The organism is Ancylobacter sp. FA202 (genome assembly GCF_000380205.1).
In the GTDB taxonomy this organism is placed as follows: Bacteria; Pseudomonadota; Alphaproteobacteria; order Rhizobiales; family Xanthobacteraceae; genus Ancylobacter.
The window spans coordinates 726921-748552 of the sequence record NZ_KB904818.1 but is presented as its reverse complement, the minus strand read 5'-3'; the positions used below and the strand labels follow the sequence as shown (position 1 = coordinate 748552).

The following is a 21632-nucleotide window of genomic DNA, read 5'->3' as shown; positions in this document are numbered from 1 at the left end:
TCCGCCGATCATGGCCGCCTGTTCGCCTCTCAAGAGGCGAAGGGGTCGATTTCGCGGACGATCGCGGCTTCGTCGCCGTCATATTCGGCAGCCGGGGTGACGGAGAGCGTGCCGTCGCCGGCGCGGAAGATGACGACGGTGGCCATCAGGGTGGTGGCGAGGCTGAAGGCGAAGGCGTGAGCGATCTGGGCGGACATCGACCTGGCTCCTGCTCGAGCGGAGGTCCATCCCCCGCTGACAGGCGCCCGAAAGGGCCGGCCGTTGGCCGCATTCACCGCGTGAGGCGCAGCCGGAGCGGCGGCACGCGTAGCGTAGTCCGACCCTTCATGGGTTGATGGCGTCAGGCCATCGGCTGGACCCAAGGATCAGCGTCGTGAAGCGGAGATGGTCCTCCAGTCAGGAGACCTGGATGTCAGGTGTTCGCGAATGCCAATCCCAGCGGGTTGCCCAGTCCTACACCTGCTGTCCGTGGCAGGTCGTCAGCGGTCCACGTTCCACGGATTGATGACCGCCACACCGGCGGCATGGAAGGCGCTGGTATCGCGCGTGGCCACAGTGAAGCCTCGAGAGGCTGCGATTGCGGCGATGTAGCCGTCGGGCGTCGGAAAGCCCTTCCCGGCCGTGCGTGCTTTCACGGCGAGGTCGGCATAGTGTCGTGCAGCAGTGACATCGAACGGCAGAACGCGGTCGGCGAACATCTCCATCACCCCGTCCAGGGCCTCTGTGAGCCGGTCTTTGCGCTTGCCGGCGGACAGCGCACCGATGCCGTACAACAGTTCGGCGATGGTGACGCTGGAGAGATAGAGCGTCTCGGCCGCCTGCTCGTCGAGCCACGCCCGGACGGTGTCATCGGGCGCGGGCTTCATCGCCTCCGAGATGACATTGGTGTCGAGAAGGATCATTCGAAGCTCAAGGGCTCGGCAGGGGTCCTGTCGCGTGCCGGGCTGAGGGCGTCAACGTCTTCATTGGTCAGGCCGAGCCGGCGGCTGCGCTCCGCGAGCGCCGCTCCGAGCCTAAGACGCGTGTCAGGGCGGACGGCGCTTTCAAGGATGTCGCGCATCTCCGCTTCGGTGCTGCGGCCGTGCTGTGCCGCGCGCACCTTGAGGGCACGATGCGTCGCCTCGGAGAGATTCCGGATTGTCACTGCGGGCATGATGGCGCCTCCAGTAAGGCTGATAGCGTTGATAGCAAAATAGAGGAATTGCCATCACATTCAAGATGACGCGTGTGGCGGCGCCTATGCGCCGCCGGAGCCGAACCGATAGACCGGGATGCCCATCTTGCGGGCCTTGTCGGCGAGATTGTCCTGAATGCCGGTACCGGGAAAAATCACGACCCCGATCGGCACCACGTTCAGCATCTGGTCGTTGCGCTTGAAGGGCGCGGCCTTGGCGTGCTTCGTCCAGTCGGGTTTGAAGGCCACCTGCGGCACCTTGCGGCTGTCGGCCCAGAGGGACGCGATCTTTTCGGCGCCTTTGGGCGAGCCACCATGCAGCAGCACCATGTCCGGGTGCTTGGCGTGGATCTGATCGAGCTTGGCCCAGATTTGCCGGTGATCAGCGGTGTCTCCGCCCGAGAAGGCGATCTTCGGGCCCGCGGGCACGAGCACCTCGTTATCCGCGCGCCTCCTGGCGGCGAGGAAATCCCGGCTGTCGATCAGTGACGCGGTGAGGTGGCGATGGTTGGTCCGTGATCCAGCGCGTGGCGTCCAGGGCGAGCCTATGGCGATGAGGTAGCGGTCGGCGGCGGCCTCGCGGAAGGTTTCCATTCCGTCGCGGCGGCCGATCAGGTTCATGCCGATGTCGATCAGGCGCTCGAGCTCGAGGGACTTCACCTCGGACCCATCCTGCTCGCGCTGAAGCTGCTTCTGGGCCTGCTCATTATCGTCAAGCTTCTGCTCGATCCGGTCCACGGCGCGGTGGAACATGTTGACGGTCGACCAGAGGAGATCAGGGAGGTCGGTATCGAGGCTGGTGTCGGTGATCGTGGCGACCAGGGCATCGAAGATGTCGGCAATGGCGCCTTCGATGAGGCGGTCCTGAGGTGGCGGGCGCTGGTCGCGTTCGTCCTCGGAAGGACGGTAACCGTGGAGCTGCAATTCCTGGATCAGATGGTCGGTCGGGGATGAGACGTGGTGCGGCTCGTGGTCGTCATGCGCGCTCATGGGATGCTCCGTCGGCTTGGACCGCCTGCCGTGGCGGCCTTCATGGCGACGAAGCCGTCGGGCGGGACGGACCTGCACCCGGAGCGCGGGCATGGTCCCCGAAAGTGGGAACCGGTTTCGGGACAAGACCATGCCGGAAAAGCGCACAGGGCCGCAGCGCCAGCGGAGGATGGCGACAAGCCGGCGATTTTGCTTCGCGATGGAAAGCGGCCTGAAGGCCGCGCCGGAAAATCGTCGGCGGCAGCCATTGCCGATCCGGCCCGGCTGATGGCCGATCGCCCTCTCGAAGGCGTAAGGCGCGGTCGTTTCCGTGGGCTGACGCATTCTTGCGGGTATGGCAGCCACGTCTCGTGGTTCAGACCGTTCCGGCTATGAGGCCAGGCTCATGAAGCGCAAGACGTCTTCCGGGGCGAGTTGCAACCGAACGCACGCCCGGAGCGCATCCATACCCAGCCGCTGGAGATCCTCGTTGAAGTCCCCGAGGGCGGGCGATAGGCAAATAGCCTCGATCCCCTCGGCGTTCGCCCGTTTGATCAGCGTGTCCCGCGCGGCGTCACCGGCCGGATCCCTATCGCGGACGATGTAGAGCCGCCTCAAGGAAGGCCGGAATAGGATGGCGGCCAGATGTGCTGCCGAGAGCGCCGGTGCCATCGCCATGTTGGGCAGGACCTGCCGGAGAGAAAGCACTGTCTCGATGCCTTCGCCCGCCGCCATCACGGTGTCGGGCACACCGATGCGGACGGTGCACCCGAGGAGGTCCCCCATCGCCTTACGGGGCGTGTCGACCGGAGCCATGTCCGAGCCGTCGGGCGCGAGCCAGGTTCGGTGCACGCCGGTGATCCTGCCGGTGAGATCGGTGACGGCGGCGATCATGGCGGGCCAGGTCTCGGTCGGGCCGTCGTCAGGCTTGTAGTAGCAGCGCGGATGGAAACGCAGGTTTCCGGTTTCGTGCAAAAGCGTAATGCCGCGTTGGCGCAAATACGTCTCTGCGATGGTCCCGGCGATGGGCCGCGACATGGCGAACAGACGCCGTGCCGCTTCGACGGATCCTGACGGGGCCGACGCGATACCGCGACAAGGTGATGCCGGCTTCGGTTCGGGAGGCGGCAGGTTGAGAAAGGCGCGCGCCTCGTCGGCAACTTCAGCAAAGTCGAGGAGTCCCAGCGATCCGCGGATGACGTCGAGGAGATCGCCGTGCTCGCCGGTGGCGGCATCGGTCCATTTGCCCGCCGGCCCCTTCGCGGATGCCTGGAGCCGCACAAAGAGCGAGCGGCCGGGCGTGTTTCTGATATCGCCGACCAGCCAGTAACGGCCCTCCCGGCGCCCATTGGAGAGATAGTGACGGCACACGGCTTCGGCCCGATCGGCGAGCCGGCGCGACAGATCGTGAGCAATCCCGGACATGGCGAGCTTTTCAAAAGCAAAGGCCCGCCGACAGAGCCGGCGGGCCGAGGTTCAGGATCGTGTTGAGGGTTACTCCGCCGCCACGGCAGGGGGGATGTCCGTGGTGTCTCCAGTATCCCCAAGGCTTTCGTCTTCGCCCATGGCCGTTGTGCCGTCCTGCGCCGCCGTTTCTTCGCCTGCCGCCGGTTCGGCTGCGCGCAGCGGTTCCGGCAGCCAGCCGGTATCAGCCAGCAGCGCTTCGGCCTCGTGGGCCATGTCGCCCTTCTTCAAGTGCGCGATACGCTCCGCAGCACGCGGCCCCTTTGCCTCGCCCACCGCCTGCAGAATGCGGGCCTTGGTCACCCGGCCGAGGAAATTGTCCACGGTGGGCTTCCACCCGGCTGCCGCCATATCGAGGTCAACGGCACATGCGAGCTGATCGGCATGGTTGAGCGCGCGCGGGCGTCGGTTCCAGGCCTCGTGAACGGCGTTCACCGACAGGCTCACCACATGGGCGAACAGGCCGGAGCGGCTATCGCTGCCCCATTCCCGCAGAGCCTCCCAGAGATCGGCCGAGTCCTTCGGCAGGACCTTGGCCCAGCCCTCATGCCGGGCATGGATCGCCGCGGCCGAGGCGCTGTCGTTCAGGCCCGGCGCCTGCGCGCTGAACGCCACGCTCTTCAGGTCGAGTTCGAGGCAGCTATCCGAGCCGTAGCGATAGAAGCTCTTCAGCGTCAGGGCATGCAGGGCGGCGAGGAAGGCGACGTCCGGCCGTTCGCCCAACGCCTGGCGCAGCCCGAGCGTGCGATGCGAGGTCAGCTCGGTCATCAGCCGGTCCGAGAGTGCAGACAGCCCTTCGTCCTCTTCGGGCTCGGGCGCGTCTGCCGCGACGGCCTCGCCGGTACGCATAACCGCCGCAGCGATGTGGTGCGGGCCGGAGTCTTCTACAGCGACTTTGGACTCCACCGGCAGTTCGTCCTCCGGGCGCACATAGCCGCGCTCAATGCGCAATGCGCCATCATGGCCAATGCTGACGAAGGCGCCGGCGCGCGCCACCTCCTGCGCATCGAAGGTGATCGGACGCCCCTCGAAGACTTCGATCGCCGTCTCAATCTCGCCGAGCCGCGTGTCGACCTCGTCCGGCAACTCGTCCGCCTCGGCGTGTTCCGCAGACAGGCGATCATATTCCGCCTGCAGGGCGTCGCGGCTTGCTTCTTCCTCCGTGGTGAGCGGGACCGTCTCACCACGCAGCTGCCGTAGGCCGTAGGTGTGGCCATAGGCGAAGTCAGGGGCCATCTCGACCCACTTCCAGCCTTCGCCGGCGACAGCGTCTGCCTCGGCCTTGAGCTTGTCAGCAACCAGTCGGTCGACGAGCGCGACATCCTGCAGCCAGCCGCCATCATCACCCTGGAACAGGTCGCGCAGGATGATGCCGCCGGCCTCGACATAGGCCTCGAGGCCGATGAACTGGGCGCGCTTGTCGCACGCGCGGACCGCGCCTTCGGTCAGCATGCGGCGGATGGCATAGGGCTGCTTGTCATAGGAGGTCTTCAGCCGGTCAAAGACCTGCTCCTGGCGCACATGGTCGCCGGAGACGGTGAAGGCCATGAGCTGGTCGAGCGTCATGCCGTCCTCGGCATAGACCTCCAGCAGCGCCGGCGACACCGAGGCGAGCTTGAGGCGCTGCTTGACCACGCCGACGGAGACGAAGAAGGCGGCGGCAATCTCCTCCTCGGACTGGCCCTTCTCGCGCAGAGCCAGAAAGGCGCGGAACTGGTCGAGCGGGTGCAGCGGCGCCCGCTGGACGTTCTCGGCGAGCGAATCCTCCTCGGCGATACCGCCCTCCCGGATGACACAGGGCACCGGCGCGGTCCTGGCGAGGCGCTTCTGCTTCACCAGCAGCTCCAGCGCCCGATAGCGCCGCCCGCCGGCCGGGATCTCGAACATGCCGGTCTCGACGCCGGTGTCGTCAACCACAGGCCGGACACTGAGGCCCTGCAGCAGGCCACGGCGGGCGATGTCCTCGGCCAGTTCCTCGATCGAGACCCCGGCCTTGATGCGCCGGACGTTCGATTGGCTGAGCAGGAGCTTGTTGAAGGGGATGTCACGCGAGGGCGAGAGCGTGATCTTCTGAACATTGGTCGCCATGGAGGGCACCTCCGCGACGGGCGACCAAGAGCCTCTCTCTCGGCCTCCAACCCGTCACGAAGCGCAGCGCCGCCCTCTCACTCTGGAGGGCGACGCCGCAGAACCGCAGATCTGCAAAAGCGTAAAGCAGGAGACACGGATCTCCGGCTTTGGGGAAATCAGGCGGCCCGATCGAGCAGCTTCTTGGCTCGGCCCTCAAGGTCGAGCCGGGCATCCTGGTGGGGCTTGTCGCGCGCGAGCGCGGTGATGCCCTGCACGAAATCAAAAATGCTCTCGGGCTTGCGCCCTTCCTCGGCCAGCACCGTGTCGATGATCCTGGCGGTCTCGGCCTTGGAGAAGCCCCGGTTGCGCAGGAAGTCGCTGCGGTCCTCGTCGGTGCGCGCCACGATCTTCGCCCGCGCCGCCTTGATGCCGTTGATGAAGGGCATGGGCGAGGAATTGGCGAAGCGGGTCAGGGCCGAGGCCGCCTCGTGCGCGAAGCGGGAGGCAGCGTATTTGGAATGACGGATGGTGATCTCCTGGAAATCCTCGACGCCCCAGAGATTGCGGTTCTGGCACACGGCACGCAGATAGAAACTCGCGATGCCGAGCGTCTTGGCCCCCACCTCCGAGTTCCAGCAATAGAAGCCTCGGAAATAGAGGTCCGGCGTGCCATCCGGCAGCCGCCCGACCTCGATCGGGTTCAGGTCATCGACGAGGAAGAGGAACACGTCACGGTCGGAGGCGTAGAGCGTCGTCGTATCCTTGGTGATGTCGACACGCGGATTGTAGACGCCCCTCGACCAGTCGAGCACGCCCGGCACCTTCCAGCGCGTATCGCCGGTGCCGTTGCCGGCAATGCGCTGCACCGCCTCGACCAGCTCGTGATCATAGATCCGGCCATAGTCCGGCCCGGTCACGGCGCGCAGCTCGACGCGGCCATCGTCGGTCTCAAACGTCTTGATCTGCTCGGCGCGGTGGGAGGTCAGGCCATATTGCAGATTGATGCCGGCAAGTGCCGCAGGCAACTGACGCAGATACGCGGCCGGCGCCCCGATCTGGGCCGCCAGCTGGCCGAAGGACCAATGGTTGGGCTCGACGGGTGCATCCGCCCCGGGCAGCACCAGTGCCAGCCGCTCGGCATTGGAACGGCTTGCCTCCACATGGATGCGGGACGTCTCCACCAGGCGCGACCGGCTGTGATCGGCCCGGCCCCGCACCATCGCGGCCAGTTCGCCGAGCGACAGGAAGCGCTCGTCATCCGGCCGGGAGAACCACTCCGACGACACGCGGCCGACCCGCTCGCCGCGCGTGACATCCACCTTGTAGCCGCCGCTGGCATCACGACGGGCATCGAGAACCTGCATGTTCATGGGGATCAACCTCCATGACGGGCGCCGGAAGACCCTCTCCCGACCTTCAACCCGTCACGGAAATCTGATCTGGCCTCTCACTCGTGAACTCGACGGTCATCGCTTCCCGCTGAGCGCCCAGCGAGTTCACGACGGCACCAGCCCTCGCCGAGCAGCGCTGACATTGATGCAATTGAGAACTATGTCTTCGCTGGGGCTCTGCAGGGTGTGCTTGCCATGCGTCGCTACGCCAAGAGGTGGCAACGGGAGCAGTCCGCCATCACCGCCGATGCTTTCGTTCCGCTGAGCTGCCCGTTCGACTGGAGCCACGCGATCGTGCTGATCAAACCGCATGACGGTGACGGTGAAGGTCGCCCAGGGCACCTGCGATCGGCAGGGGCTCTATTGACGCGGCGCTGGTCAAGATCCGGCAGCTCCGCTCCAAAATGGACGCGGTCAATTTCACCACCGTCGCGCTGCGAGTGGAACGCGGTGGTTGAGCGGCTCGACGGGCAGGAATGACAATTTCAGCAGCTCGCAAACGCAAAGCCCGGAACCGTCGCCGGTCCCGGACCCGCTTTCATTTCATTGTTGCGGCTCCGTCCCAACGGCCGGGGCGGCGTCAGGCTGCGCGGCCGAGCGCCAGATCGAGATCGCCGCGCACTTCCACCTCAATCTCAAGGATCGACATCGGCGTCCCCCGCTCCAGACGCGCCTTCACATTGTCGTGTTCGCAAGGAACATGCTTGGCGACAACTACCAGAATGTCCTCGCGCACACGTGAGAGAAGGTCGTCGCCGCCCAGCACCTGGCGCTCATGCGAGAGTAGAAAAGGACATCTCGAAATAAAGAGTCCAATACGGAACATTAGCCCATGGGGGCATTCCGAAAGGGATGATAAGCGCCAGTTGCCACGTCGTACCGTGCACCCCTATCAGATAGAGCGAGACGAGGGACGACACGGCGAGGGCGATCCAGAAGCATGGATAGACGCGGCGCACGCGATCCAAGGCGAATTTCAGCGGCGGATCACTCGCTTTGTTTGTCATCAGATAAGCGGATAGGGCGAAGAAAATATAGACGCCGAGCGCGCCGAAATGAAATCTGTAGAGAAGCTCTGCGAGGAATATTGGGCCGGTAGATCGATGTTCCGTGACGTACTCGCCCTTTTCCTGTCGGTCGATGATTAGGCTTGGTCGGGTTTAGAGTGCTCTCCGAATTTGGGGCAGCGGGAGCTGAAAATTCGAACTGCGATGCCATTGCCGTGGCGGCACATCCCCCTAACGTTCCGGTTGTCCGACCGCAGCACTAGCTTGGCGTTCGGAAGCCGCCGAGGTGACAGGTAATATCCGAAAAACTGACCAATCGACGTGCACGGGTGACGAGCCGGAAGCCGACGACATCGACGATATGTCCGCTTTTCGTTCGAAGTCCCCACAGCGGACAGTCCGCTCTCGGCCCCCGACCGGCCATTGTCGTAGCCTTGATGAAACCTCGGGCCTGCCCCTAGCGGCGGCGTTCGATAGCCGCGCCGAGAGGCTCTTGCCTGCGGCGCCTCATGCGGCCGGCGTCCCGCGCCTTCACCTGGCGGCGAATACGCCCCTTAGCGCGGCACGGGCGCGGCGCAGCGCCCGGCCTAGCAGGCTGGCACGAGGTTTCGCAGGCGGCAGACCCGATACCAGGGTGGCGAGGCGCTCCAGCACATCATCGGCCACCGCCGCCGGAACGATGGAGTGCCGGATGTGCCGCGCGGCCAGCGCACCGCGCCGCGCCGCCTCGACAGGATCGGCCGCGACAGCGCGCAGCGCCGCCACGGCCGAGCTCATGTCAGGCTCGGCCCAGTGCTGGTCCGGCGTGTAGCTGCCATTGGCCTCGCCGGGGCGCACCGGCGCCATGGACCAGTCCACGAAATAAGCCGCATCGGACCGTAGGAAAGCCGTGGGCCCGCCCCAGCCCGTGATCACGACCGGGCGAGCGACACAAGCGGCCTCGAAGGCGCCGAGACCCCAGCCTTCGGCACGGCACAGCGACACGAAGCAGTCACCCAGCGCATGCAGGGCGTGCAACTCGCAATCCGGCAGATCGTCGGTGAGCAAGCAGATGGGGGGCGGCAGGCGGCCATGGCGCAGCACGGCGCGGCCGATCATTGTCTCGAACTGCGGCAGCACCGGTACGCTTTCGCCCTCATGCCCGGGATCGCGTCGCACGCGCTCAAGATCGTGAGCACTGGTCTTGATCACAAGCGCCACGGGATCGTCGTGGCTGAAGGCCTCGGTGAAGGCCGCCACCAGCGGGCCGATGGACTTGCGCTCCAGCCATGTCGAGACGGTGTAGAAAATGCGTCGGCCCTGCAGCGGCGGCAGGCGTCGCAGCAGCCGCTCCCGATCCTCGACAGTGGCGGCACGCTCGGGCCGGGGCAAATGCGGCACGACCCAGATCGGGATCACCACGCCACTGTCGCGCAAGACCTGCCCGTTCCATTCGCTAGGCACGATCACGGCATCGAGCCGATTAATCAGCGCCGGCCAGTGGCCCGGCAACCGGTCGGTCTCCCACACGGTATGGCCGACCACGCAGCGTGTGCCCCGGCGGCGCTCGCGCCCGATGAAGTGAGGGTAATATTCGGGCACGAAGTGGATGATGGCCACGTCGCACTTCCGCGCATCGTCACGCAAGGACCGGAGATCTTCTGGGCCGGCCTCGGGCGATACGGCAGGCGCATATCCCAAGCCCAGATCCCCGCCGGGAAGCAGGGGCTCCCAGGCCAGCTGGACGCCTGCATCCCGCAAGGCACGTACCAATGCAGCCGCCGCCACCGCATAGCCGCTCCTGTCGCCCAAACCGATATAGCGCAGCACCGGACGGGCGGCGGACAAACGGGCACTCATGCCAAACAACCGTCCTGGCGAAGTGGTGAACCATAACACATCGTTCAGCGGCTCCTCGAAGGGCGGAGGTGGCGGCAACCGAGCGCACAGCGCTTGGCAGGCGGCCGGCGTTGGTTACACCCCACGAGCCGGAGGGCTTCAAGAGCAAAGAGGGGGTGCCGCTTTCATTCCCCCTCTTTGTCAGCAAGACGAAGCTCAGGCGGGTGCAATCATGAATGGTGAAAATTAATGCGATGAACTTAAAGAACTTCGATTTTAAGTTTCATTTTCGATGCATATCGATCGTCACCCGGCGGGCTGGATCAAGGCATATGCCAGTAAGAATGTGAAATGTTTCAAGAGAGAACCTTGGAGAGAAGCCGTGAACGGCACTTTTTCCGGTGAGAAGGGGGTTAAACGTCTGTCTTCAGCACGCGCGATCTTGACGGACGGAGGGGGTCCCACCTAGGACGGGGCCAGAACCTGGGACGCTTCAGGTGACGTCTGGGAAACGCCAAGGGGCCGACAAGAGCGCCCAGGCAGACCGAAATCAGCGGCACATCATTGATGTTTTCAAACGCCGAACATCGACTCATCGCCTTACGCCATGCGGGGGGCTCTGCAGAGCTTTTCCGATCAACGTGACAGCCAGCTCCTCGCTTTCCGGGGCCGTGCAGGGCTCGCAGCGCATCCCCAACATCTACCACTTCGTGTTTGGTCTGCGGCCGCAGACGGAGCCCTTTCACCTGATGCATTACCTCTGCCTGGCCTCCTGCCTCGAGGTCAATCGGCCCGATCGCGTGGTCGTGCATCTGCACAACCAGCCCTATGGACCGCTATGGGACCGGATCTATCCGCGCATCGAGGTGCAAACGATCCCCGCGGATGAACGGCGTGTCGAGCTGAACTACCAGGACGATTCCATCAGGCGTTTCGCCTACGCCCATCTGTCCGACTTCATCCGCCTGCGCGTTCTGCATGAGCAGGGCGGCGTCTATGCGGATATGGACACGCTGTTCGTGGCGCCGCCGCCCGCTGCCCTGTTCGGCGAATCCTGCGTCATGGGCCATGAGCGTGTAGACGTCGGGGCTACCTCCTCACCCCAGGGCTCGCTTTGCAATGCGCTGATCATGGCCGAGCCCGGCGCGCCCTTTATCCGAACCTGGATCGAGCGCATGCCCGGCGCCTTCGATGGCAGCTGGAGCAACCATTCCACCTTCCTGCCCTATCGGCTCAGCCGCGAATTTCCGCACTGGATCCGCGTGGAGCCCGAGAATCGCTTCTTCGCGCTCGACTGGACGCGGGAGGGCATTGCCGGCCTTTTCGAGCAGGACCGCGTGCTGCCACAGGAGGCCACGAGCCTGCACCTCTGGGCCCATCTCTGGTGGGACGTGGAGCGGCGCGACCTGTCCGATTTCAACCATCGCCGTCTGACACCCGCCTATGTGGCGCATGCGCGTACCACCTATGCCCGCCAGGCACGCCCGCACCTGCCGGCCGGGCTGGCCCCTTCAGCCCTGGCCCACTGGCTGCGCAGGCCATTCCGGCGGAGGGCCTCGTGAGTGGGACGCACAAATCGCGCAGCCGGGCTGTCCTGCTGACCCATGTGCTGCCCTCCCCCGATGGCGTGGGTCTGATGCGGCGGGGCTGGCGCTGGGCTTGCGAACTGGCGGCGACGCATGACCTCGACATCGTGCTGGTGACGCGCGGCGCCGAAGCGCCTGTCGCTCGGACCCCGCTGCCGGGCGCGCTGCATGTGGTGCACAGCACCGGCCCCGCCCTGAAGCGCCGTCGCCTGGCGGACTGGTTCGAGCCGGATGCGGCGGCGGCCGCGGCGCTGGGCGCCTTGTCCGGTTCGGTGCCGGCGCGCGTCCTCGTGTTTCGCTTCTATCTGCACGACTTTGCTTCGCATCTGCCGCCCGCATGGCGAGCTGTGGCCGAGATGGACTGCGATGACTGGGAATCGGCCACGCGGCGCAGTCTGGCCGGCCTGGCGCTGCGTCGCGGGCGCTGGCGCACGGCGGCGGCGCGCCTCGTGCAATCGCGGCGCTACGCCCGGCTCGAGCGGCTGTTACTGCCAAGCTACCGCACCATTCACCTCTCCGCCGCGCAGGATGCCACCCGTCTCGCCCGCCTCCCGGGCATGGGCGAGGTGCGCACCAGCCCCAACCTTGTCGTTGCCGACGCGATGCCCGCCCTGCCACCGCCCCCGGCAGGCGGGCGCACCCTGCTCTTCGTGGGCGCGCTGTTCTATCCGCCCAATGAGGATGCCGTGCTCTGGTTCACCCGTTCCGTGCTGCCGCTCCTTCGCCGGCTGGTGCCGGACGTGCAGGTCATCGTCGCAGGCCGGGCGGATGCCTCGCTAAGGCGGCGCTTGGCCGCCCATGGCATCACCTATGCGCACGAGCCCGCCGACCTGCGTCCCCTTTACGCCCAGGCCACGGCGGTCATTGCGCCGGTGCGCGGCGGCGGTGGCACCAAGCTGAAGGTGCTAGAAGCCTGGCACTATGCACGCCCATTGGTGGGCACCTCGCATGCTGTCCGAGGGCTGCAGGTCGAGCCCGGGCGGCATGTGCTCGTGGCCGATCGCGCCGGGCTCTTCGCGCTCCATTGCGCGGCGCTGCTGACGGATGCGGCGCTGGCCGCCCGCATCGCCGATGAGGGTGAACGCCTGCTGCGGGCGCAATACTGCCTCGCCCCGGCTGACGACACGCCCTCACCCAACCTCGCTCCTGGATGAAGCAGGAAAACCCCTTGCACGATTCCGCCACCCCTGCGGCCCGCCCGCCGCTGCTGATCCTCTCAGTCGCCACCGGCTATGGCGGCGCCGAGCGCAATGTCGAAATCCTGCTGCCCCTGCTGCTCGCCGAACGGCGGGTCACGGTCTTCGCCTGCAACGCGCTGCACCTGGAGCGGCTTCGGCAGATGGCGCACCCCCGGCTGGACATCCAGACGGTGGATGCCACACGCGCGAACTTCGTCGCGCGCGCGGCGCGGCTGCTTGTACGGCGCGTCCTGGCGCTTCGGCCTTCGTCCATCCTGACCAATACGCAGGATTCCCTGCGCATCCTGGCGCGGGCGGCGGGCTGGCTGCCGGGGCTGGACGCGATCGCCTGCGTGGCCGCGCACGACTTCCAGTGGTTCGACCACAAGCAGTTGCTGCCGCAGGTGCCCCGGGCCATGCTACTGGTGCCCGACCGGTCGGTGCTGGAGAAGCCGGACTACCTCGCCGAGCACGTCTGGCCGCACGGCCCGATGCGGGCACTGGTGATCCCCAACCCGGTCGACGTTCCGGCGGCGCCCTCCCGGGACCTGGCCGACGAGGCGCCCTTCCTGCACCTCGCCACGGTGAACCGATTCAAGGGCCATGCGTCGCTGGTGCAGGCCGCAGCCCTGCTGAGGGCGCGCTGCGCTGGCCTGCGCATCGCGTCCGTGGGCCATCGGCCCATCCCCGAATTACATGCCGAGCTGCAGGCCCAGATGGCGGCGGCAGGCACCGGGGGCACGCTGAGCCTGCACCACCACGTGCCCGACCCCTCGGCGCTGCTGCGACAGGCGCGGGCCGTGCTCGTTACCTCCATCTCCGCTGAAGGGGGGCCGGAGACCTTCGGCCGCACGATCATCGAGGCCTGGGCTCATCAGCGGCCGGTCATCGCCTTTGCCTGCGGAGCGCCGGCGCAATTGATCCGGCACGAGGTCGACGGCCTGCTGGTCGACGAGGGCGACGTGCAGGGACTGGCCGATGCCATTGAGCGGCTGCACCGCGATCCCGCCCTGGCCGACCGGCTCGGGCGCAGCGGCCGCGAACGGGCCGAGCGCGAATTCGCCGCGCCTCGCATAGTGGCCCAGTTGGCGGCCGTGCTGGACGGCCGCTGGTGCCCGCGCCTCCTTGCCCCGCCAGCCGGTGCGGGCCAGCCCGGTCCGGCCGTCCTGTTCGACGTGTCGCTTGCGCTGGAAAAGGGATGGCATTCGCCGGTGGGCATGTCGCGGGTGGAACAGCAGACCGCCGAACGGCTCGCGGCGCAGCCCACACCTTTTCAGCTGGTTCGGCGCAGTCCGGAAGAGGGGGGCTATCGCCGCCTCACCGGGCAGGAGCTGGAATTCCTGGCCAACGCGCCTGACGGCATGGGCAGGATGGCCGATGCCGAACTGGCGAACAGCCCGCGGCCGCCGCCGCGCCTGCCGCAGCCTATAGGGAACACGGCGCGCGCGCTCGGCGCCCTGCAATGTGTTGGCTCCAGTCTGCGCCGTCTGGTTCCGCGCGGCGTGGTCCGTCGGGTGCAGCGCCGTGCGAAGGCCCGCATGCAGGTGCTGTCGATGGAAGCCCCGCCGTTGGCGCCAAATCCGGGCGACGTTCTGCTGAGCGTCTCCAACCCGTGGGACTATCTGAAGCCGCCTGTCTTCAAGGCACTTCGCGCCCAAGGGGTGCGCGTGGTTTTGGCTGTGCACGACCTGATGGTCTGGGAGAGCCCCCAGTGGACCGCTGGCCGCGATCCGCGCAGCTATACGGCCGACATGCGCGGCGTCATCGCCGAGGCGGACCAACTGGTGGCTGTCTCGCGGCACACGGCGCGGCAGGTGCAGCGGGCGCTGGCCGAAGAGGGCCACGCCGTGCCACCCCTGCGCGTGGCGTCGCCGGCGGGCCTCGACACGGCGCGCGCACTGCCGGGCAGTCCACCCACGGGCTTGCCGCCGGACCGGCCCTTTGTCGTCTATTGCTCGACGATCGAAATCCGCAAGAACCACATCCTTCTGCTGAACCTGTGGGAGCAGTTGCGGCAGCAGCTTCCGGCGGAACGCCTGCCGGTGCTGGTGCTGGCCGGCCGCTGGGGCTGGGGCGTCGACGCCGTGCGGCTGGCGGTGGAGAGAAACTGGCGGCTGGCGCCGCACGTGCAGGTGGCCGCCGCCCTGCGCGACGAGCAGCTCCACTGGCTGTACCGCCATGCGCGCTTCTCGGTCTTCCCCTCGTTCAACGAGGGCTTCGGACTGCCAGTGGCGGAGAGCCTGGCCGCCGGCACACCCGTGGTTGTCTCGGACCACCCGGCCCTTGTCGAAGCCTCGGCCGGGCTGATGCCCGCGCTCGATCCGGGCGATCTGCCCGCCTGGCGCAACGAGATCAGCCGTCTGTGCCTGGACGACACCTATCTCGTGCAGCTGCGCGCCAAAGCCCGGACATACCGGCCGGTCCCGTCCGACGGTCTGCCGCAGGCGCTGCTGGAAGCCGCCAGCGTGGCGCCATGAAAGGTACATCGCCGCCCTCCGCCCCCCCAACAGACACCTTCGATCGTGGGAACGTGATGGCGACCCATGCGCTGCGGGCCGCCCTGCGCCACTTCCAGGAGCGCCTTCAGTCCCAGGAGGCGCAGCTCGGCCGGCTGCGGAACGACATCGACAGGCAGGCCGCCGAACTAGCCCGGTGCCGCACGGCACTGCAGCAGCGGATGGAGGTATCCCGTCTTCAGGACGAGCCGGCACGGCGCGATGCGGAACGCACTGGTCTGGCAGGCAATGGCCTCTGGGCTAGCCGGCTCGGGGGTGGCGGGCTCGGGGGTAGCGGCCTGGGAAGTGCCGCTAAAGTGGGGGCCGCGCCGGAGAAGCAAAGCCGGCGGATGCTGCGCCGGCTGGCACGCGACCTCCGCCGCCTGTTGCCGCACGCCTGGGGTGGGTCACCGTCCGTCGCGCCACAGACAACCGAACCGTTCGATGCGCAGGATTATCGCGTGCGCATGCGGGCGCTGCGCGCATCCGGCCAGCTGGCGCGCGTGCGGACGGTGGCGCTGATTGCCCCGGACCGCCTCCGCCACGCGGCACACGCGGTGGCGCACCTCATCGACGGTATGTCCTTGCGATGCACAGTGCTCACGGCCATACCCACGGCGTTCACCGAGGACCTCTATGTGGTCCTCAGCCCGTGCGCCTTCGAGGTGCTGCCGCCACCCGAACGGCGCATTCTCTGGCTGGTCGAGCCCGGCGAACTTGCCGATGGCGGGACAACCGCGCTGCATACGCACCTGGATGACTCGCTGGCCGTTTTCGAGGCGATGCTGCCGCGCATAGCCGAGCTTCAGGTGAGAAGGCTCGCGCAGGACCAGATCTTCCATGTGCCATTGACGCCGCGAACCGCCACTAAGCCAACCCTGGCCGACCGCTCGCCGCTGGGCCTGCCGCACATGTTGGCCCGCGCGCTTCATGGCGTCGGCGTGCTGGATGACGCGGCCTTCGAGGCCGCCACGGCCCAGACCCGCCTCGATGCGCCAGCCACCGTGCTGTGCCTGCCCGAAGCCCCGGAACGATTCGCTCATGCACGCGAGAGCCAGCGCCATGGCGCGATCCTCTTCCCTGGCCTGCGCCATTTGGATGGCTGGAAGGGCACGGCCCTCAGCTACCGCTATTTGGCTCGCCGCGCCCTGCAGGCCCAACGCAAGCGGCTGATCGTGTGGGAAGACGACGCACGGCTGCCCACTGATTTCGACGTCCGGCTCTCGGCTCTTCTGGCGCTCCTGGATACCAACGCCCGCCAGTGGGACCTGTTTTCGGGCCTGATAACCGACCTCTCCCCGCATGGACGGATAAAGGCTGTGCAGACTCACGGCGATGGCCTGCTCATCGAGATCGACACGGTCATTGGCATGGTGTTCGGCATCTACGGCCCAAAGGCACTGCAGGCTCTGGCCGACTATCAGCTTGCGGGAGAGGACGTGGGGAGGAACACCATCGACCGCTACCTTGAAACGCTGGGCCTGCACTGCTGCACTGTGTTTCCGCCGCTGGTTGGCCACTCCGAGCACCTGTCCTCCACGCTCTGGTCATGGACGGGGCGTCGCTTCCTAAGCAACGACCTGTTGAATCCCATGATTGATCTTAGCCAGCTGCGGCTGCTGTCAAAGGTCGCAGACACCTTGGACTGCACATAGAGCACGCCCAGTCAAAGCCTGTTCACCCAACGTGCTCCCGTTTTGCCTTTGCGCATTTTCTTCACGCGAACCGGAATCCACTTCGCTCTGTCCGTCGTCAGTAGACGGCGCGGCCGCCGGAAATGTCGAACACGGCGCCGGTGGTGAAGGCGCAATCCTCCGAGCTGAGCCAGCCGATCAGCGCCGCCACCTCCTCGACCTGAAGAAACCGGTTCATCGGGATCTTCGACAGCATGAAGTCGATATGTTCCTGCTTCATCTGGCTGAAGATCTCGGTCTTCGCCGCCGCGGGGGTAATGGCGTTGACGAGGATATTGCTCGTCGCCAGCTCCTTGCCGAGCGACTTGGTCAGCCCGATCAGCCCCGCCTTGGACGCGGAATAGTGCGAGGCGTTGGCGTTGCCCTCCTTGCCGGCGATGGAGGCGACATTGACGATCCGCCCCCAGCCATTCCTCAACAGATGCGGCACCACCGCCTTGCAGGCGAGAAACGGCCCGACAAGATTGACGTCGACGACGCGCCGCCAGGTCGCGGTGTCGAGTTCCCACAGTCTGCCATTGCCGCCGGTAATGCCGGCATTGTTGACGAGAATGTCGATCTTGCCATGCGCCTGCGCGGTGGCCTGGGTGGTGGCGGTGACGCAGGCCTCGTCGGTGAGTTCCACCACATGGGTGGAGACGGTGCCGGAGGCCGCCAGCGCGCCGGCGGCCTCGTCCAGACGCGCCGCGTCGATGTCCCACAGCGCGACGGTGGCGCCGGAGGCCAGCATGCGCGCGGCGGTGGCATAGCCGATACCGCGCGCGCCCCCGGTGACGATGGCGACGCGGCCGTTGAGATCGAGCTTGTTCATGATGGCGTCTCCCTTCATTGCGCCGCGACTGTGGTCTGCTGCTGCTCGCCGAGGCCGGAAATGGCGAGGCGCATCGTCTGGCCGGCCTTGAGATAGACTGGCGGCTTCTGGCCAAGGCCCACGCCCGGCGGCGTGCCGGTGGAGATGAGGTCGCCCGGCTGCAGGCTCATGAAATGGCTGACATAGGAAACGAGGGTCGGCACGTTGAAGATCATCGTGCGCGTCGAGCCGTTCTGGTAGCGCGTGCCATCGACCTCCAGCCACATGTCCAGCGCATGCGGGTCGGGGATCTCGTCGGCGGTCACCAGCCACGGGCCGATGGGCCCGAAGGTGTCGCACCCCTTGCCCTTGTCCCACTGGCCGCCACGCTCAAGCTGGAAATGGCGCTCGGAGACGTCGTTGATGATGCAATAGCCCGCGACATGCTCCAGCGCCTGCTCGACCGAGACGTATTTCGCCGTCCGGCCAATGACGATGCCAAGTTCCACCTCCCAGTCGGTCTTCTGCGCGCCGCGGGGGATCTCGACCGGGTCATAGGCACCGACAATGCAGCTTGTCGGCTTCATGAACAGCACCGGCTCCTCGGGAATCGGCATCCCGGCTTCGGCGGCGTGGTCGCTGTAGTTCAGGCCGACGCAGATGAACTTGCCAACGCCACCCACGCAGGCGCCAAGGCGCGGGGCGCCTTCCACGGCGGGAAGTGTCGCTGGGTCCAGCGCGCGAAGGCGCGCGAGACCTTCCGGGGTCAACGTCTCGCCGGCGATGTCGGAGGCGAACGCGGACAGGTCGCGCAGCGCGCCCGACGCGTCCACCAGGCCGGGCTTCTCCCGGCCGCATTCTCCATAGCGAACGAGCTTCATTGGCGTTTTCTCCTGATTTCTTTCGCGGGTCGCGGCGCGGCCGGCCCGTGGGTTTTCGCGGCGCCTCTCACGCGGGCGCAAATAGGGACTGCGGCGCGTGGGTGACGCGCGCCAGCGGCTCGGGATCGAGGCGGATGCCGAGCCCCGGACGATCGGGGATGCGCAACTGGCCCTCGGCGTCCAGCCGGAAGGGCTCGGCGACGATGCCGTCGACATAGGCGCTGCCGCCGATGAACTCGACCAGGTCGCACTGCGGCAGCGCGGCGGCGAGCTGGAGGTCGGCGGCAAGGCCCAGCGCGGTATTCCAGCCATGGCCGACATAACGCACGCCGAACTCGTCGGCGAGCCAGGCGATGCGCCGTTGCTCGCTGATGCCGCCGACCTTGGTGACGTCAGGCTGCACGATGTCGAGCGCGCCGCCGGCGAGCCAGGGCAGGAAGCTCTGCCGGCGCGTGAGCACCTCGCCACCGGCGATCGGCACCGGGCTCGCCCGGCGCAGCGTGCGGAAATCCTCCAGCGCGTCGGGGCGCAGCGCTTCCTCGAACCAGCCGACGTCGTAATCCTTCAGCATCTGTGCGGTGGTGAGCGCCCATTTCAGCCCCTGCGGCCAATGGGCGTCGCTCGCACCGGCATCGACGAAGAGCTGGGCGTCGGGCCCCGCCGCCTCCCGCGCCGCCCGTATGATCGCCTCGTCGAGCCGGGCACTGCCGCGCCGGCCGAAGGGCCCCCAGCCGATCTTGAAAGCCTTGAAGCCGCGCGCGCGGTGCGGGCCGATGACGTCCGCCATGCGCTCGGGCTCTTCCATCAGCAGCGAGCAGTAGGGCGTGACCCGGTCGCGATAGATGCCGCCGAGCAGACGCCCGACCGGCTGGCCGAGTGCCTTGCCCAGAAGATCCCACAGCGCGATGTCGATGCCGCTGATCGCGTGGGTGAGGCTGCCGCCGCGTCCCATCCAGAAGGTGTTCTGATGGAGCTTCTCGGTAACACGCTCGGGCTCCAGCGCGTTCTCGCCGCGCCAGAGTGGTTCAAGCACGTCGACGGCGGCCTGCACCAGCCGCCCGTCGGCGAACACGCTGCCATGGCCGGTCAGCCCCTCTTCGGTGTGCACGGCGATCAGTGCGTGCACCGAATCCTCCGGCTTGATTTCGGCGGACCAGCCGCCCTTCGGGCTTTCGCCAAACAGCGGCGCGACGGCGATGGAGCGGATGGTGAGCCGGGGTAGTGCGATGTCGGTCATGTCAGCAACTCAGTTCCTGCGCCCGTGCGCCGCCCAGCCCCGCTGCGACCAGCGCTCCAGCCGCCGGACCAGAAGGGCGGCGGGAAAGCCGACGGAGAAGTAAAGGATGGCGGTAACGGTGTAGACGGTGAAATACTGGTAGTTACGCGCCGCGATGATCTGGCCGGAGAACATCAGCTCCTGCACGGTCACCACGGAGGCGAGGGCGGTATCCTTGAACAGCGCGATGAGATAGTTGCCGAGCGCCGGCAGCACCACGCGGAACGCCTGCGGGAAGACGATCTTCACAAACACGACGACCGGCTTCAGCCCCAGGCTCTGCGCCGCCTCATACTGGCTCCTCGGCACCGCCTGGATGCCCGAGCGATAGACCTCGCTCATGAAGGCGGAGTAGTTGACCGTGAGGCCGATAATCGCCGCCGTCATCGGCTCCAGCCGGATTCCCGCGCTGGGCAGCACGTAATAGATGTAGATCAGCTGCAGGATCAGCGGCGTCGCGCGGATGAACTCGACATAGAAATCCGCCGGCCAGCGGATCCAGCGCGTGGTCGACAGCCGGGCCAGCGCCAGCGGTATGGCGAGCACGCCCGCCAGCAGGATGACGACGACGGTCAGGAACGTCGTCATGGCGAGGCCCTGCAGGAACACAGAGCCGTACTCGGTGACGACCGAGACATCGAAGAGATTCATGGCGCACTCCGCCGCTGAAGCCGGAGGGGGCGTGCGGGGGCCGGCCCCGCGCGCCTGAAGCTCCGTGCGTCGCGGCCGTCAGAGCGGGAAGAAGAACAGGTTGCGGTTCGTCAGCCCATATGTCTTCAGAATGGCGGTGGCCTGTCCGTTGCCGCGCACCTCGGCGAGGCCCTGGGTGAAGGCGGCGCGCAGCGAGCAATCGTCCTTTCGCAGCGCGTAGCGTGCATAGCCATAGCCATATTTGAAGATCAGCTCATCCGGGATCGCGACATTGGCGACGATCTCGATCGGCGCGGCGCCGTTGGCCTTCATGAACTCGATGATCTTCACGTCGTCGTCGAGAATGGCGTCGACGCGGCCGGTGGAGATCGCCGCGAACTCTTCGGCGTCGGTCTGGAACGCGGTGATGGCGACGCCGATCTTGCGCAGATATTCATCCGCCGCGGATCCGGCGATGGCGCCCACCTTCTTGCCCTTCAGCCCGTCGAACGCGGTGATGCCGGCCGGGTTGCCCTTGGCGACGACGATCGCCGGGCCGTACCACCAGGCCGGGCCGGAGAAGGACACCGCCTTCAGCCGGTCGGGGGTGACGTGGATGTTGGCGGCGACGATGTCGATGCGCTTGGCGAGCAGCGCCGGGATGAGCTGGCCGAACGGCATCACCTCATATTTGAACGTGGTGACGCCGGCCCATTTCAGCGCCGCTTCAACCAGTTCGATATCGAGCCCGCCCGCCTTCTTCGTCGCCGGATCGAGCGAGGAATAGGGCGGCGAGGGCGAGAAGCCCAGGGTGACGCCGTCCTTCTTCGCCAGCGCAAGCGAAGGATCGCCGCAATTGTCGAAAAGCGGCGGCGCTTCGAACTGGAATCCCTGCGCGCTTGCGCTCGCGCTGATGCTGACGACGGCCGCGAACAGGGCCGCCACGATTGTCTTGAGCATGCCATTCTCCTGTCTGGAAGGGCCGGTCTGCGCCGACGTGACCGAAAAATATTACTTCTTCGCTGCCTGATGTCCAGATTGATTCGCTGGAGGTGCGGTTGTTCGGCTTAAAAATATGATTTAATTGGTTCGCTGTGGTTGTCGCGGCCGCTGCTGCAACGCGCTTGCCCCGCACGGTGCGGCTGTCGCGGCGCGCAAAGGGTGCGATGATGAGGCAAGGCCGATGCGCGCCGCCATCGGCCGGCACGA

General features: G+C 66.7%; 19 protein-coding genes and 1 pseudogene. 5 read left to right on the top strand and 15 right to left on the bottom strand.

Features of this window, described 5'->3' with window-relative positions; translation table 11 throughout:
- Positions 1–29 precede the first annotated feature (29 nt).
- From A3M1_RS26635 to A3M1_RS0103360, 7 genes are all read right to left on the bottom strand, one after another.
- Positions 30–197, bottom strand: a complete 168-nt coding sequence (locus A3M1_RS26635) for a hypothetical protein (RefSeq protein WP_018387548.1) — start codon at positions 195–197, stop codon at positions 30–32.
- A gap of 282 nt (positions 198–479) precedes the next feature.
- Complete coding sequence (locus A3M1_RS0103385; RefSeq protein ID WP_018387547.1) at positions 480–902, bottom strand: type II toxin-antitoxin system VapC family toxin; 423 nt, start codon at positions 900–902, stop codon at positions 480–482.
- Entirely contained in the window at positions 899–1153 is a 255-nt protein-coding gene (locus A3M1_RS0103380) for a plasmid stabilization protein (RefSeq protein ID WP_018387546.1), read from the bottom strand. The genes A3M1_RS0103385 and A3M1_RS0103380 overlap by 4 nt, the downstream gene beginning before the upstream one ends.
- Before the next feature lie 84 nt (positions 1154–1237).
- Positions 1238–2164: a DUF2493 domain-containing protein gene (locus A3M1_RS0103375; RefSeq protein WP_018387545.1), complete on the bottom strand. Its 927-nt coding sequence runs from the start codon at positions 2162–2164 to the stop codon at positions 1238–1240.
- A 369-nt stretch (positions 2165–2533) separates the two neighbouring features.
- A complete protein-coding gene (locus tag A3M1_RS0103370; protein ID WP_018387544.1) occupies positions 2534–3568 on the bottom strand; it encodes a toprim domain-containing protein in 1035 nt (344 codons plus the stop codon).
- A 69-nt stretch (positions 3569–3637) separates the two neighbouring features.
- Complete coding sequence (locus A3M1_RS0103365) at positions 3638–5695, bottom strand: ParB/Srx family N-terminal domain-containing protein (RefSeq protein ID WP_018387543.1); 2058 nt, start codon at positions 5693–5695, stop codon at positions 3638–3640.
- A gap of 158 nt (positions 5696–5853) precedes the next feature.
- Positions 5854–7047 carry a hypothetical protein gene (locus tag A3M1_RS0103360; protein ID WP_018387542.1) on the bottom strand — a complete coding sequence of 398 codons (1194 nt, stop codon included), beginning with the start codon at positions 7045–7047 and terminating at the stop codon, positions 5854–5856.
- 204 nt (positions 7048–7251) lie between these two features.
- Here A3M1_RS0103360 and A3M1_RS27155 point away from each other — a divergent pair.
- Positions 7252–7402: pseudogene (locus A3M1_RS27155) on the top strand (IS21 family transposase); the annotation flags it as partial.
- Between the two features lie 246 nt (positions 7403–7648).
- On the opposite strand, the gene A3M1_RS0103355 reads toward A3M1_RS27155, so the two are convergent.
- The 3 genes from A3M1_RS0103355 to A3M1_RS0103350 form a co-directional block, all read right to left on the bottom strand.
- A complete protein-coding gene (locus A3M1_RS0103355; protein WP_081620309.1) occupies positions 7649–7894 on the bottom strand; it encodes a cell division topological specificity factor MinE in 246 nt (81 codons plus the stop codon).
- Positions 7842–8102, bottom strand: a complete 261-nt coding sequence (locus tag A3M1_RS27150) for an acyltransferase family protein (RefSeq protein ID WP_371258775.1) — start codon at positions 8100–8102, stop codon at positions 7842–7844. The genes A3M1_RS0103355 and A3M1_RS27150 overlap by 53 nt, the downstream gene beginning before the upstream one ends.
- Positions 8103–8606: 504 nt before the next feature.
- Complete coding sequence (locus A3M1_RS0103350) at positions 8607–9914, bottom strand: hypothetical protein (RefSeq protein WP_245261556.1); 1308 nt, start codon at positions 9912–9914, stop codon at positions 8607–8609.
- Positions 9915–10564: 650 nt separating this feature from the next.
- On the opposite strand from A3M1_RS0103350, the gene A3M1_RS0103345 reads away from it, so the two are divergent.
- Genes A3M1_RS0103345 through A3M1_RS0103330 form a run of 4 tightly spaced genes read left to right on the top strand, consistent with a single transcriptional unit; the run spans position 10565 to position 16807 of the window.
- On the top strand, positions 10565–11455 hold the full coding sequence (locus A3M1_RS0103345) for a glycosyltransferase (protein ID WP_245261555.1): 891 nt from the start codon (positions 10565–10567) through the stop codon (positions 11453–11455).
- Positions 11452–12633 carry a glycosyltransferase family 4 protein gene (locus tag A3M1_RS0103340; protein WP_018387538.1) on the top strand — a complete coding sequence of 394 codons (1182 nt, stop codon included), beginning with the start codon at positions 11452–11454 and terminating at the stop codon, positions 12631–12633. Before A3M1_RS0103345 ends, A3M1_RS0103340 begins: the two co-directional genes overlap by 4 nt.
- A gap of 14 nt (positions 12634–12647) precedes the next feature.
- Positions 12648–15134, top strand: coding sequence for a glycosyltransferase (locus tag A3M1_RS0103335; RefSeq protein WP_018387537.1), 2487 nt, complete (start codon positions 12648–12650; stop codon positions 15132–15134).
- A 56-nt stretch (positions 15135–15190) separates the two neighbouring features.
- Complete coding sequence (locus tag A3M1_RS0103330; RefSeq protein ID WP_018387536.1) at positions 15191–16807, top strand: hypothetical protein; 1617 nt, start codon at positions 15191–15193, stop codon at positions 16805–16807.
- 97 nt (positions 16808–16904) lie between these two features.
- Here A3M1_RS0103330 and A3M1_RS0103325 read toward each other — a convergent pair whose 3' ends face one another.
- The 5 genes from A3M1_RS0103325 to A3M1_RS0103305 all read right to left on the bottom strand — a co-directional run bounded on the left by A3M1_RS0103325 (position 16905) and on the right by A3M1_RS0103305 (position 21383).
- Positions 16905–17657, bottom strand: coding sequence for an SDR family NAD(P)-dependent oxidoreductase (locus tag A3M1_RS0103325; protein ID WP_018963897.1), 753 nt, complete (start codon positions 17655–17657; stop codon positions 16905–16907).
- A gap of 14 nt (positions 17658–17671) precedes the next feature.
- On the bottom strand, positions 17672–18517 hold the full coding sequence (locus tag A3M1_RS0103320; RefSeq protein WP_018387534.1) for a fumarylacetoacetate hydrolase family protein: 846 nt from the start codon (positions 18515–18517) through the stop codon (positions 17672–17674).
- A gap of 67 nt (positions 18518–18584) precedes the next feature.
- Complete coding sequence (locus A3M1_RS0103315; protein WP_018387533.1) at positions 18585–19754, bottom strand: mandelate racemase/muconate lactonizing enzyme family protein; 1170 nt, start codon at positions 19752–19754, stop codon at positions 18585–18587.
- A gap of 9 nt (positions 19755–19763) precedes the next feature.
- Positions 19764–20444 (bottom strand): amino acid ABC transporter permease, encoded by a 681-nt coding sequence (locus tag A3M1_RS0103310; protein WP_018387532.1) that lies wholly within the window; start codon positions 20442–20444, stop codon positions 19764–19766.
- Positions 20445–20522: 78 nt separating this feature from the next.
- A complete protein-coding gene (locus tag A3M1_RS0103305) occupies positions 20523–21383 on the bottom strand; it encodes an ABC transporter substrate-binding protein (RefSeq protein WP_018387531.1) in 861 nt (286 codons plus the stop codon).
- Between the last annotated feature and the right edge of the window lie 249 nt (positions 21384–21632).